Here is a 13903-nt window from a genome sequence, read left to right on the forward strand (position 1 = left end):
TCGACCTGCTGGACAACACTGAGTTTAAAGCCCAGATTGTAATCGCGTTGGCTGCGCTTCTTCCTTGATTTCTCTGAATCCTTCATAAATAAGTCGAATTTGTGTCAACTTATTTCAGGACGGGACAAGTTCAACAAAAAAGCCCCGTCTCAAAAGGAACGGGGCTTTTTTGTTGAATGCTCATTTCTTATTGAACGGGAATACTATCCGGTATTTCTTCAGTTGTGGTAGTGGCATCAATTACCGTAGTATCAGATACGGGCATGGTGTCTTCCAAATCTGGATTACCGTTAGGATTCAATGGCTCTTCCTCCAAAAGGTTATCCCTGTAAAAGTGCTGAAACTTGTCTATATATTCATTGAATATAAGGGTTTCCTTTTCAGCTTTCTCACGGTCATTATTGCCAATTAATATATCAATGTTTCTACGGTATCCTTCCATATCCGCAATGATTTCATCAATTTGGTTATATTGCTCATCTAAGGGAATGCCTGCATAATAGTCCAAACGGTCTTGATAGATGTATTTTAGCTTTTCAAATAATTCCCTTGCTTTGTTGGTCTCCCCCACCTTGTAATATCCATCTACAAATGGTTCGACAAAGGTGTAGTATTCAAAATAATCTACTGGAATATTTTCCATGGCTATGTTGATAATGTCCTTTGCCTTTTCAATTTTGTCTTCGTTCAATAGCGTTTCAACCAAGCGGGCAAGGTTGCTTCTATAGGAAAGACCTTGAATTCTTGTTTGCGGATCATGGTAGATATCCGGGCTTCCGGAATTTCCCCAATACCAATTGGTGACAATGTCATACATAAGGTCACTGTCTATTCTGCCCATTTCATAGGAATTCTTTCTTTCGGTCTTTATTGGGACCAATTTATAGGCCATTCCATCTAACTGTAGATAATCTTTCATCCAGATGAATTCGGCATCGTCAAAACTTCCTCCAGAGAAATAGATAGGTCTTTTCCAGTCATTGTTGGCAATGATATCCAGCATCATCATACTCTTTTTGGTGATGGCACTACGCGGAAGGTCAATATCAATAAAGTCTACAATCTGGGCGCTATCTTTTTCCTTGACCAAACCGCTTTCCAGAGCGTTTTTCTTATTTACGGGAATGCGTAGTTTATTGGTAGGGTAGTAGACAATATTCTGAGCATTTTCAGAATAGGCGTCCATATCAATATTTTCCTGCCTTTCCAAAATGTATTTAAGTTTGGTCTGTGGTTCATCGCTATCTACCCATTTGATAAAATCATGAATAGACCACCTACTTTCTGAAATCTTTTTGTTGAATAAAGGGTCAACGGTTTGATAGTAGAGCACGTCCCTTGATCCCCAGCGGTACTTATCATGTTCAATTTGGGATGGAATCGGGTCGCTTTCATAGGCCTTGCGCTTCATTTGGTCAATGTACCAATCCGTTTCAAAGAGACTGGTACATACGATGCGAACATCCGTACGGTAACCTTCAATTTCTTGTGCATACCATAGGGGGAAGGTATCATTGTCCCCAATCGTAAATAAAATAGCTCCCGTATCTTCTTGGCATGAGTCTAAATAGGCCCTGGCCGAAGCATTGGCAGTGAAACGATTGGAGCGGTCATGGTCATCCCAGTTTTGTACCGCCATAACTGTAGGTACCGCCAGAAGGCAAACAATAGTTATGGCAGGAGCCAAAATTTTAGGGGTAAGGTATTTTCTAAGTTCCTCAAATAAACCATAAACACCTAGCCCTATCCAAATGGCGAAAATATAGAAAGAGCCTACTAAAGAATAATCTCGCTCCCTAGGCTGAAATATAGAAGGATTGGTGTAAAATTGGATTGCCAGACCCGTAAAGAGAAAGAAAATTAACAATACCCAGAATTGTTTCGGGTTTTTTGCAATTTGAAATAAAATCCCAATAATCCCCAATAACAAGGGTAGTAGAAAATACGTGTTCCTAGCCTTGTTGTTTTTAACTTCGTCCGGCAGGTTATCCTGACTTCCCAAACGGATGCTATCAAGGAACGGAATGCCACTGATCCATTCGCCATTACCATTGTAACGGCCCTGCACGTCATTGTTCTTTCCGGAGAAATTCCACATAAAATACCTCCAGTACATATAGCCAAATTGAAATTGGGCCATGTACTTAATGTTTTGCCATAATGATGGAGGTTCTACCTCTAGATAATCACTAAATCTTCTTAAGAAACTAATATATTGCTCTGCGTCTATTTCGCCATTGGCAAAGCCGTCCTTAACTTGTTTAACCGCTCTTCTGAGCTCTTCGTTGGATTGTTTCATTTTAAAATCCAATGGGCCAAAATAGCGCATATAGTTTTCTGCATGTTGACCGCTCCACATCCTAGGTAAAAGCCCAACATGTTTGGGGTCATCCCCAGGTACAGCACCTTTGTAATAATTGGTTATAACATATTTGCCCAACTTCTCGTCCTTTTCATATTTAGGAGCTTCGTCCTTGTCCTCGCCGGCATCTCCAAAAGTGTTGGAATAGTACGTGCCGTAAACTGGGCTGTCTACGCCAGGATACTGTTCCCTATTGTAATAAGCTAAAAGTGCCCGTGCGTCTTCGGGATTATTTTCATTGATTACAACTCTGGCGTTGGCGCGTATGGGGAGCATTAACCAAGTAGAGAACCCTAGGAAAATAAACATGGAGCAAAGTACAATGAGGTTGGCCGTTCTGTAATTGTTCTTTCTTGTATAGCTGAGTCCAAAATAAAACGTGGCAATGAAAATAAGCCCCATAATTATAGATCCAGAATTAAATGGCAAGCCAATGCTATTGATAAAAAACACCTCGCTCCATCCAAATAGTTTTAATACGTAGGTCAATGAAAATTTATAGACGAGCATCAATACCGCAATGACAGCAAGGTTGGCCAATAGAAAATTCTTGACCGTAGTTGTCTTGTATGTTTGAAAGTAATATAAAAGCCCGATGGAAGGTATTGCTAAAAAGCCCATGAACTGGACCCCGAATGTTAGTCCTACAACAAAACAAATTAAAATGAGCCAACGGTGACCTCTGGGGTCGTCCAAATTATCTGTCCATTTAAGGCCTAGCCATAATTGCAAGGCCATTATGAGGCTCGCCATGGCATAAACTTCCGTTTCTACGGCGTTGAACCAAAAACTATCAGAATAGGTAAAGGCCAAAGCGCCTACAAGTCCACTTCCCAAAATAGCAATAGCCTTGCTATTGGTCATAACTTCATCTTTTTTGTTTACCAATTTTCTGGCAAGATTGGTAATGGTCCAAAACATGAATAGAATGGTAAAGGCACTAGATACACCAGATACGTAATTGACCATACGGGCCACTTGGTCCGGTTCAAATGCGAACATAGCAAAAAAGGCGCCTATCATTTGTTGTAAAGGGGCTCCCGGAGGGTGGCCCACCTGGAGTTTTGCCGAGGTGGCAATGTATTCGCCCGCATCCCAAAAACTATTGGTAGGCTCAACGGTAATGATATAGGTGATGAGGGCTATGGCAAATACGGCCCACCCCAAAAGGGTGTCCCATTTGTTGAAGTTCTTTGCAAACATGTACTAAGTGGTTTAACCAATGCGGCGAATTTACTAATTAATATAAATACAGGGAGGTATTTTTTATAAAGGTTTAACAGGTAAATTGATAGGTTTTAAACACGAAGTGTTGTGGTTTGTCAAGTGTTTTCTGTTAAGTGCGGGCCGTTTTGAAAGCGTTCATCGGGTTTGTAGGGGTAAATCCTGAAGTTTTTATGACAAAGTAAATTTTACTCGTAAAAATGTTTGTGCAAATGAAACTTTGTTTTAAATTTGCACGCTCTAATACGGAAGATGATTTCGTTTTTAGAAATTGGTATTGGCCTATGGTGTAATTGGCAACACTACTGGTTTTGGTCCAGTCATTCTAGGTTCGAGTCCTAGTAGGCCAACAAGAAATCCCGAAGTAAATGCTTCGGGATTTTTTATGCAATTTTATTAGGTTTTCTGTCAATTTCCTTTTGTGATTTGGTGTTATTTAAGGTAACTGCGTCATTTAAAACCAGATATGCTTTAGGCCTATTGTGAGAATTAAAAAAATTGTATATTTGCAGCACTGAAAGGATATAAAAGTATTCATGAGGGGACAATTAAGTCCTCTTTTTTATTTCTAAATGGTATGTTGAAGGACAAGGCAGCGTCATTATTACAGGATGCATTGGATGAGGATAAATCATTATTTTTAATTGATTTTAAGGTGGCTCCTGACAATTCCATTAAAGTAGTCCTTGATGGTGATAACGGTGTCTCCTTGCAGGATTGCATGAAAATAAGCAGGGCCATTGAGCATAATCTTGACCGAGAGGAGCAGGATTTTTCCTTGGAAGTAACCTCGGCAGGAGCAACTTCTCCCTTGATATTGCCAAGACAGTACGCAAAAAATATAGGGAGGAAATTAAAAATTGAAACCGAGACGGAAACCTTTGAAGGTAATTTGGCCGAGACCAATCAGGAGTCAATTTTTCTTGAATGGAAGGCAAGGGAGCCTAAACCTGTGGGCAAAGGAAAAAGAACAGTACAGAAAAGAGAGGAAATCAAATTTTCTGATATTAAAGAAGCTAAAGTCATAATAACATTTTAATGGTAACAGAGTAATGGAAAATATCGCGTTAATTGAGTCTTTTTCAGAGTTTAAGGACGATAAGTTTATTGACAGGGTAACGCTTATGGCTATTTTAGAGGAAGTTTTTAGAAGCGCCCTCAAAAAGAAATTTGGATCTGACGATAACTTTGATATCATAATTAACCCTGACAAAGGGGATTTGGAGATTTGGAGAAACCGTGTGGTTGTAGAAGATGGTGAAGTAGAGGAGCCTAATGAAGAGATTTCCTTGACTGACGCTAGAAAAATTGAGCCCGATTTTGAGGTTGGTGAAGATGTATCTGAGGAGGTAAAGCTTATAGACTTGGGTAGAAGGGCCATATTGGCACTTCGTCAAAACTTGATTTCTAAGATTCATGAGCATGATAATACCACCATTTACAAGCAGTTTAAGGATTTGGAAGGTGAAATCTATACTGCTGAGGTGCATCACATTAGGCATAAGGCCATTATTTTATTGGATGATGAAGGTAATGAGATCATCCTTCCCAAGGACCGTCAAATACCTTCGGATTTCTTTAGAAAAGGAGATAATGTTCGAGGAATTATCGAGAGCGTTGAGCTTAAAGGAAGTAAGCCCTCTATTATAATGTCCAGAAGCTCCCCTAAATTTTTGGAGCAATTGTTCTTTCAGGAGATTCCGGAAGTGTATGATGGTTTGATTACTATTAAAAAGGCTGTACGTATTCCTGGTGAAAAGGCTAAGGTGGCAGTAGATTCCTATGATGATCGTATAGATCCTGTTGGTGCCTGTGTAGGTATGAAAGGTTCTAGGATTCATGGTATTGTTCGTGAATTAGGAAATGAAAATATAGATGTAATCAATTGGACTGCAAATCCGCAGCTAATGGTTACAAGAGCATTGAGTCCGGCTAGGGTGACAACCGTAAAGTTGGATGATGAAAAAATGACCGCTCAGGTTTATTTAAGACCAGAAGAAGTTTCCAAGGCAATTGGTCGTGGGGGTCATAATATTAGGTTGGCTGGTCAATTAACTGGTTATGAGATAGATGTGTTCCGTGAGGGTGTAGAGGAAGATGTGGAGCTTACAGAATTTGCGGATGAAATTGATGCTTGGATTATTGAAGAGTTCAAAAAAATTGGCTTGGATACTGCCCGTAGCATCTTGGAGCAAGACGTAGATGATCTTGTAAAACGTACAGATTTGGAAGAGGAAACAATTTTGGAAGTTGTGCGTATACTCAAAGAAGAATTGGAAGATTAGCTATATATTAGCAGCAATTTAAAAGAATTAGGAGAAGAAATTTATGGCAGACGTTGCAAAAATAAGACTCAACAAAGTCCTCAAGGAGTTTAATATTTCTTTGGATAGGGCGGTGGATTTCTTGGCCTCTAAAGGTCATGAGATTGAAGCTAGGCCTACAACAAAGATTTCCGATGAGGTCTATGAGGTGCTTCAAGAGGAGTTCCAAACCGATAAGAGCAAGAAAGTTGCTTCTAAAAAAGTAGGTGAGGAAAAGCGTGAAGAAAAAGAAGCTTTGCGTCTGCAATTGGAGCAAGAACAGGAAGAAAAACGCTTGGCAAGGGAGAAGCGTGCTGCCGCTGAAAAACCTTTCTTGGGCAAAGTGGAGCTAACAGGTCCAAAAACCGTTGGCAAAATTGATTTGGATCCAAAGAAAAAGGAGGAGCCAAAACAAGAAGAACCTAAGAAGGAGGAAAAGCCGGTAGAGGAACCTGTTGTTGAAAAGGAAGCGCCTAAACCAGAACCTCCAAAAGAGGAGAAAAAGGTGGAGGCCAAAGAGGTGAAAAAGGAGCCTGTAAAGAAGGAACAAAAAGAAGAGCCTAAGCCTGAGCCTAAAGAAGGTGATGATGTTCTTACTACCAAATACAAAAAACTATCAGGTCCTAAAATTACCGCCAAGATTGACTTATCAAAATTTGATAAGCCAAAGAAAAAGAAAGAAGAGAACAAGTCCTCTTCTGATGGTAATGACCGTAAGAAACGTAGAAAACGTATAGTTAAACCGGGTAGTAATACCGGTGGTGGCCAACAAAGAGGTAATAGAAACCAAGGAGGTAACCAAAGAAGGGGGGCAGGAAACAATCGTTTCACTCCTAAAGTTGAGCCTACAGAGGAAGATGTACAAAAGCAAATTCGTGAGACCCTAGAGAAGCTCCAAGGTAAATCCAAGAAAGGAAAAGGGGCTAAATATCGTAGGGATAAGCGGGATCAGCACCGTCAGCAAACGGAGAAAAACCTTGAGCAACAAGAGCTGGAAAGCAAAGTGTTGAAGGTGACGGAATTCGTTACCGTGGGTGAGGTTGCTACCATGATGGATGTAACTACCACGGATATTATATCCGCTTGTATGTCATTGGGAATCATGGTGACCATGAACCAACGTTTAGATGCTGAAACGCTTTCTATTGTAGCGGATGAATTTGGGTACGAAGTGGAATTCGTTACTGCAGAATTGGAAGAGTCCATAGAGGTGCAAGAAGACGCTCCTGAAGACTTAAAAAGTAGGGCTCCTATCGTTACCGTTATGGGTCACGTTGATCACGGTAAAACATCTTTGCTTGATTATGTTAGGGAAGCCAATGTTATAGCAGGTGAAAGTGGGGGTATAACCCAGCATATTGGTGCTTACGGTGTTACCTTGGAAGATGGTCAGAGGATTACGTTCTTGGATACACCGGGTCACGAGGCGTTTACCGCCATGCGTGCCAGGGGTGCCCAGGTTACGGATATTGCGGTTATTGTTGTTGCTGCTGATGATGATATCATGCCTCAAACAAAAGAGGCAATCAGTCATGCGCAAGCTGCTGGAGTTCCTATAGTTTTTGCAATTAATAAGATAGATAGGCCAACGGCCAACCCGGATAAGATTAAAGAAGGTCTTGCCCAAATGAATTTATTGGTAGAAGACTGGGGCGGTAAGATCCAATCGCACGATATTTCGGCCAAGACGGGACAAGGTGTAAAGGAATTACTTGAAAAAGTGCTTCTTGAAGCAGAGTTGCTTGAATTAAAGGCGAACCCGGATAAGGTTGCAAACGGTACTGTTGTGGAGGCGTTCCTTGACAAGGGACGTGGGTATGTATCCACTATTTTGGTACAAGGTGGTACCTTGCAAATTGGGGATTATGTGCTTGCTGGAACACACAGTGGTAAAATCAAGGCCATGCAAGATGAGCGTGGTAAGACAGTTAAAAAAGCAGGTCCCGCCACTCCCGTTTCAATCTTGGGATTGGATGGAGCGCCACAAGCAGGTGATAAGTTTCATGTATTGGAAGATGAGCGTGAGGCCAAGCAAATAGCTGCTAAGCGTTCGCAATTACAACGTGAGCAATCTGTAAGAACTCAAAGACACATTACGCTTGATGAAATCGGAAGACGTATTGCATTGGGTGAGTTTAAAGAATTAAATATAATTCTAAAAGGTGATGTGGATGGTTCGGTAGAGGCATTAACGGATTCTTTCCAAAAACTGTCTACCGAGGAAATCCAAGTGAACATCATCCATAAAGGGGTAGGTGCGATTACTGAATCTGACGTTTTACTGGCTTCGGCCTCCGATGCAATTATCATCGGGTTTAACGTTAGGCCAATGGGTAATGCGCGCGATGTAGCCGATAAGGAGGAAATCGATATCAGAATGTACTCCATTATCTACGACGCCATTAACGACCTTAAGGATGCGATGGAAGGTATGTTGTCTCCTGAAATTAAGGAAGAAATTACGGGTACTGCCGAAATTAGGGAAACATTTAAGATTTCTAAGGTGGGTACCATTGCTGGTTGTATGGTGACCAATGGTAAGATATTCCGTAATGCAGGTATACGTCTCATTAGGGATGGTGTAGTTGTGTTTACGGGAGAATTGGCATCTTTAAAACGATTTAAGGATGATGTAAAAGAAGTTTCCAAAGGGTATGATTGTGGTCTGCAAGTGAAAAACTACAATGATATCAAGGAGGGAGATATTGTAGAGGCTTTCCAAGAGGTGGCCGTTAAGAAAAAGTTGAAGACTAAATAAAAGGTCTTCGTTAAAAACTTTATAAGAATGCAAAAAAAAATCGACCTACCGGGTCGATTTTTTTGGTTGTAGTAACATCGCATCGGGATACTTTTTTCTTACCTCCGCAAATTTTCGTTCCGCTGCAAGTTTATCTTTAAAACGACCCACCCTTACCCTGTAAGTAGGGGAATCAAATTCAATTTTTGATGGCAAATCCGGAAAATCTTCACCGACTTTGGTTTGAATATTTTGGGCTTTAGCGTAAGAACCAAACCCTACTTGTATGCGATAATAGTCCGTACTTTCGTTGGCTGTCTTATAAATATCCAGCAATTCCGTAATTTTTCCGTCCTGTGAAATGTTAATAGTACCCTGTTGGGCAGAGCATATGGCTACGGAGAATAAGCTCATAAATGATAGGAATGTTGTTTTCATTAAAGGGAAATTATTGGGTCTTACCGTTTTATACAAAAGTAGATTTTTATTGAACAAACACTGGTGTTCGCAATTTATTTAGAATAAATATAAATTAGCAATTATCAATCCTTTAACATTTACAAAATAAAGTCTATGTCGTATTTTTGCCATCAATTTTAGCACTGATAAAGCAAAGCTTATTTTTCATACAACAGAAATTATCGTGCCAAGATTTGATAGAAATAAAATCCATATGAAAAAGGTTCCGTACCTCCATCCATTTTCTAAGATTCTAGGTGTAACTGTATTATTTTTCCTACTGATTTCCACTTCAATCTATGCGCAAGACGAGGCTTCTGCTGAGGCATCTCCTGAGCAGACCGAAGCTGCTGCTGAAACGGACGGTGATCCTGCGGCAGGAAAAACCTTGTTCAATCAAAACTGTGCGGCCTGTCATGCATTGGATCGTAAGATGACTGGTCCTGCTTTGGCCAATGTGGAAGCAAGGTTGGCCGAGGATGAAGGTCTTGATCGTGAGTGGTTGTATTCTTGGATAAAAAACAGTCCAGGAATGATAGCTTCGGGCGATGCTTATGCCAACAAGATTTATAATGAGTACAACCAAGCGGCTATGACCGCTTTTCCAACGTTGTCCAATACGGACATAGATAATATATTGGCGTATACTGCGGCTCCTCCTAAAAAGCCTGCTGTTGCTGCCACTTCGGAAGCTGCTCCTGGTGCTGCGGGCGGTTCTGGGTCTGGGGTTTCCAATAATGTTATTCTTGGGGCGCTTGCCTTGGTGTTTGCTTTGTTGGTGGTGATGCTTGTGTTGGTGAATCGTACACTTAAGAGAATTGCAGAGGCAAATGGTGTTGTTTTTGTCGAGGAGGAAGCGGTTAAAAGAAAGCCTTTGTGGAAGGCGTTTGTGGACAATCAATTTTTAGTATTGGTGTCCGTGATAGTTCTGTTGTTGGGTAGCGCTTACTTTGCTTACGGCTGGATGATGCAAGTGGGTATTGATCAAGGGTATGAGCCTATTCAGCCAATTCATTATTCGCATAGGATTCATGCTGGAGAAAATAAAATTGAGTGTAAGTATTGTCACTCTTCCGCTAGGGTTTCCAAGCACTCCGGTATTCCTTCCTTGAACGTGTGTATGAACTGTCATAAATCCATTTATCAAGTTTCAGAAGAAACTCTGGCAGAAGGTAAGCAGGAGTACGGGGTAGATTACAATCAAGAAATTAAAAAGCTTTATGCCGCGGTAGGTTGGGATGAAGAAAATCAGAGATATACCGGTAATACAAAACCGGTGGAGTGGGTTCGAATTCATAACCTTCCGGATTTTGTGTATTTCAATCACTCTCAGCACGTAACGGTTGCGGGAGTTCAGTGTCAGGAGTGTCACGGTCCTATTGAGGAAATGGAAATTGTTTCGCAGCATTCTCCGTTGACCATGGGTTGGTGTATTAATTGTCACCGTGAAACCAATGTGAAGATTGAGGGCAACGAATATTACGAGAAGATACACGATGAGCTTTCCAAAAAGTACGGTGTTGAGAAGTTGACAGCTGCTCAAATGGGCGGACTGGAATGTGGAAAGTGCCACTATTAATAGATTAAGAAAGAGTAGCTAATTACATAGAGACGTATGGCATCAAACAAAAAATATTGGAAAAACGAAGCGGAGTTAAATCCGAATGATTCCATTGTTGAGACGCTAAGGCAAAATGAATTTGTTGAGGATATTCCTGTTGATGAGTTTTTAGGGGATAAAGAAAATCTTTCTTCAACCAATACCAATAGAAGGGACTTTTTGAAATATGTAGGCTTTAGTACGGCCGCAGCTTCTTTGGCAGCTTGCCAAGGGCCGGTTCGTAAGTCTATTCCTTATGTGGTTCAGCCAGAGAATATAGTTCCTGGTGTTGCTAACTACTATGCAACTTCCATTGCGGACGGTTTTGACTTTGCGAGTGTATTGATAAAAACTCGCGAGGGTCGTCCAATAAAAGTAGAAAATAATAGGGATGCCTTAGTAGGGGGTGGTGCAAATGCACGTGTAAACGCTTCTGTTCTTTCTCTTTATGATAGCACCCGTTTACAAGGTCCGGTAGCCAACGGCGAGCCTGTTGATTGGAGTGCGTTGGATGCTGCGGTTAAATCTAAATTGGCCGCATTAAAGAATTCTGGACAACAAATAGCCTTGCTTACGCAAACATATGCTAGTCCTTCTACCGATAGGTTGATAGCTGAAATGCAAGCCGAGTATTCCAATGTGAAGCATATTGTTTATGACGCGATTGGAGAGGAAGCGGCCTTAGCCGCTTTTGAAGCAAAGTTTGGTGAGAGGGCGTTAGCGGATTACGATTTCTCAAAATCGGATTTGATAGTTTCTTTTGGAGCTGATTTTCTCGGAGACTGGCAGGGAGGTGGATACGATTCTAGCTACGCGAAAGGACGTGTGCCCAATAAAGGTAAAATGTCACGTCATGTTCAATTTGAGGCGAATATGACACTCTCCGGGGCAAATGCTGATAAAAGGATTCCTTTGACTCCAATGCAGCAAAAAATTGCTTTGGCTAAATTGTATGCCAAGTTAAACGGTACATCGGCCGGCGGTGAGTTGCCTGAAAATGTGCAGGCAGCTGTTGATAGTGTGGCTACCCAAATACGTACTGCTGCGAGTAATGCCGTAGTAGTTACTGGGTTAGATGATGTAAATGCCCAGACTGTTGTCCTGGCAATTAATGAAATGTTGGGTAGCAAAGCTTTTGATGCAGCAGTTCCTAAATATACGAGACAGGGTAATGCCGAAGCGGTAAACACTTTGATAGCTGATATGAACAGTGGAAAAGTGGGTGCTCTTTTTGTGGATGGCGTTAACCCGGCCTATAGTTTGCCAAATGCTGCTGAATTTGTAACCGGACTTGAAAAGGTGGGTCTTTCAGTGGTGTTCTCAACCAATTGGAACGAGACTACCGAAGTAGCTCAATTCGCGGCTGCTTCCAACCATTACTTAGAGTCTTGGGGAGATGTTCAGATCAAGAAAGGACATTATGGCTTAATGCAGCCTACCATACGAGAGCTATTTGATACGAGGCAATTCCAAGCTTCTTTGTTGAAGTGGATGGGTTCGGATAAGAATTATTACGAATATATTAAAGATACTTGGACCAATGGTATTTTGAACGGTGCTGATTGGAACAAGGCTTTGCATGATGGAGTTTTTGTTGGGGGAGCTTTTTCGGCTTCGGTTTTGAATGCCGATCCTGAAAATGTTGCCGATGATGCGGATGACAAAGAAGAAGTTCCAGCTTCTGATAACGTAGTTGCCGCTGCAAGTTCAATATCCATTGCTTCTGCAATAAGTGCGTTGACCAATGCTACTAGTGGTGAAGGTCTTGAGTTGACTTTATATCCTAAAACAGGTATGGGTAACGGTTCTATGGCCAGTAACCCTTGGTTGCAGGAGTTTCCTGATCCAATTACAAGAGTTTCGTGGGATAACTATGTTACAGTTTCCAAAGCGGATGCCGAAAGATTGGGCTTGGAAAACTATAATGTAGCCAATGGTGGTTTGGACGGTAGTTATGTGAATATTACTGTTAATGGTGTTATCGTAAATAATGTTCCTGTTATCATACAGCCGGGTCAAGCTATTGGCTCTGTGGGTCTCTCTTTTGGTTACGGTAAAAAAGTAGGTCTTAAAGAAGAAATGCAGACCGGGGTAAATGCTTATCCGCTTTACCAAGGATTTAATAACATACAAGCGGCTACGCTTGAAAAGGCATCTGGCACGCATGAATTTGCCTGTATTCAGTTGCACAACACCTTAATGGGTAGAGGTGATATTATTAAAGAGACCACCCTTGAGGAATTCAATACAAAAGAATCTAGTGAGTGGAACCCAATCCCTCATGTTTCCTTGAATCACCAAGAAACATTGGTGACCTCCCCAGAAGTGGATATCTGGGAAAGTTTTGATCGTTCTATCGGTCACCACTTTAAAATGTCTATTGATTTGAACGCATGTACTGGATGCGGTGCTTGTGTGATTGCTTGTCATGCAGAGAATAATGTTCCTGTTGTTGGTAAAAAAGAAATGCGCCTCTCCAGAGATATGCATTGGTTGCGAATCGATAGATACTATTCTTCGGAGAGTACATTTGAGGAAGATAATATCAAGAAGGATGAATTTGATGGTTTAAGTGGGGACAATGGTTCTTTGGGAGGTTTTGGTGAATTGGAAGATCCATCGGTTAACCCTCAAGTAGCTTTCCAGCCTGTAATGTGTCAACACTGTAACCACGCTCCATGTGAAACGGTTTGTCCTGTTGCAGCTACTTCCCACGGTCGTCAGGGTCAAAATCATATGGCTTATAACCGTTGTGTGGGTACAAGATATTGTGCCAACAACTGTCCTTATAAAGTGAGAAGGTTCAATTGGTTCTTGTACAATAACAATGACGAGTTTGATTTCCATATGAACAATGACCTTGGTAAAATGGTATTGAACCCAGATGTGGTTGTACGTTCTAGAGGGGTTATGGAAAAATGTTCTTTCTGTATCCAAGCTACCCAAGCGGTTGTGTTGAATGCCAAGCGGGAAGGTAGGCCTGTTGCGGAAGGTGAGTTCAATAACGCTGTTGCTTGTTCAGCTGCCTGTAGTAGCGGTGCAATAAAGTTTGGGGATGTAAACGAGGAAGGAAGTGAAATTGCTTCTCTTGAAGAGGATGACAGAGCTTATCATTTATTGGAGCATGTAGGTACTAAACCAAATGTATTCTACCATGTTAAAGTGAGAAATACCAACGAAGTATAAACCGTATTTTAAGTAAACAATTATAACAGAAT

Annotated in this window: 7 protein-coding genes and 1 tRNA gene; 6 read left to right on the forward strand and 2 right to left on the reverse strand. The window is 41.2% G+C overall.

The window, feature by feature from the left end:
* Positions 1 to 187 precede the first annotated feature (187 nt).
* Positions 188 to 3565, reverse strand: coding sequence for a glycosyltransferase family 117 protein (locus tag IL355_RS15835; RefSeq protein ID WP_192463098.1), 3378 nt, complete (start codon positions 3563 to 3565; stop codon positions 188 to 190).
* Positions 3566 to 3864: 299 nt separating this feature from the next.
* Here IL355_RS15835 and IL355_RS15840 point away from each other — a divergent pair.
* From IL355_RS15840 to infB, 4 genes are all read left to right on the forward strand, one after another.
* Positions 3865 to 3936 (forward strand) — tRNA-Gln (locus tag IL355_RS15840).
* Between the two features lie 227 nt (positions 3937 to 4163).
* Positions 4164 to 4625 carry a ribosome assembly cofactor RimP gene (rimP, locus tag IL355_RS15845; protein WP_192463099.1) on the forward strand — a complete coding sequence of 154 codons (462 nt, stop codon included), beginning with the start codon at positions 4164 to 4166 and terminating at the stop codon, positions 4623 to 4625.
* Positions 4626 to 4638: 13 nt separating this feature from the next.
* On the forward strand, positions 4639 to 5871 hold the full coding sequence (nusA, locus tag IL355_RS15850) for a transcription termination factor NusA (RefSeq protein ID WP_187456107.1): 1233 nt from the start codon (positions 4639 to 4641) through the stop codon (positions 5869 to 5871).
* Positions 5872 to 5914: 43 nt separating this feature from the next.
* Positions 5915 to 8647: a translation initiation factor IF-2 gene (gene infB / locus IL355_RS15855; protein ID WP_192463100.1), complete on the forward strand. Its 2733-nt coding sequence runs from the start codon at positions 5915 to 5917 to the stop codon at positions 8645 to 8647.
* 45 nt (positions 8648 to 8692) lie between these two features.
* Here the strand turns inward: infB and IL355_RS15860 are convergent, their stop codons facing one another.
* Positions 8693 to 9064, reverse strand: a complete 372-nt coding sequence (locus IL355_RS15860; RefSeq protein WP_192463101.1) for an SPOR domain-containing protein — start codon at positions 9062 to 9064, stop codon at positions 8693 to 8695.
* 235 nt (positions 9065 to 9299) lie between these two features.
* Here IL355_RS15860 and IL355_RS15865 point away from each other — a divergent pair, with 235 nt between their 5' ends.
* The gene (locus IL355_RS15865; RefSeq protein WP_192463102.1) at positions 9300 to 10664 is read left to right on the forward strand and encodes a cytochrome c3 family protein; all 1365 of its coding nucleotides are present in this window, start codon (positions 9300 to 9302) and stop codon (positions 10662 to 10664) included.
* Between the two features lie 36 nt (positions 10665 to 10700).
* Complete coding sequence (locus IL355_RS15870) at positions 10701 to 13871, forward strand: TAT-variant-translocated molybdopterin oxidoreductase (protein ID WP_192463103.1); 3171 nt, start codon at positions 10701 to 10703, stop codon at positions 13869 to 13871.
* Positions 13872 to 13903: the final 32 nt, after the last annotated feature.

Origin of the sequence: Euzebyella saccharophila, from assembly GCF_014855495.1 — a bacterium.
GTDB classification, from domain to species: Bacteria; Bacteroidota; Bacteroidia; order Flavobacteriales; family Flavobacteriaceae; genus Euzebyella; species Euzebyella saccharophila.

Excerpts from the sequence above, each read along its gene's own strand:
- IL355_RS15835 (WP_192463098.1), bottom strand. The coding sequence starts at position 3,565 with ATGTTTGCAAAGAACTTCAACAAATGGGACACCCTTTTGGGGTGGGCC.
- rimP (WP_192463099.1), top strand. The coding sequence starts at position 4,164 with ATGTTGAAGGACAAGGCAGCGTCATTATTACAGGATGCATTGGATGAG.
- nusA (WP_187456107.1), top strand. The coding sequence starts at position 4,639 with ATGGAAAATATCGCGTTAATTGAGTCTTTTTCAGAGTTTAAGGACGAT.
- infB (WP_192463100.1), top strand. The coding sequence starts at position 5,915 with ATGGCAGACGTTGCAAAAATAAGACTCAACAAAGTCCTCAAGGAGTTT.
- IL355_RS15860 (WP_192463101.1), bottom strand. The coding sequence starts at position 9,064 with ATGAAAACAACATTCCTATCATTTATGAGCTTATTCTCCGTAGCCATA.
- IL355_RS15865 (WP_192463102.1), top strand. The coding sequence starts at position 9,300 with ATGAAAAAGGTTCCGTACCTCCATCCATTTTCTAAGATTCTAGGTGTA.
- IL355_RS15870 (WP_192463103.1), top strand. The coding sequence starts at position 10,701 with ATGGCATCAAACAAAAAATATTGGAAAAACGAAGCGGAGTTAAATCCG.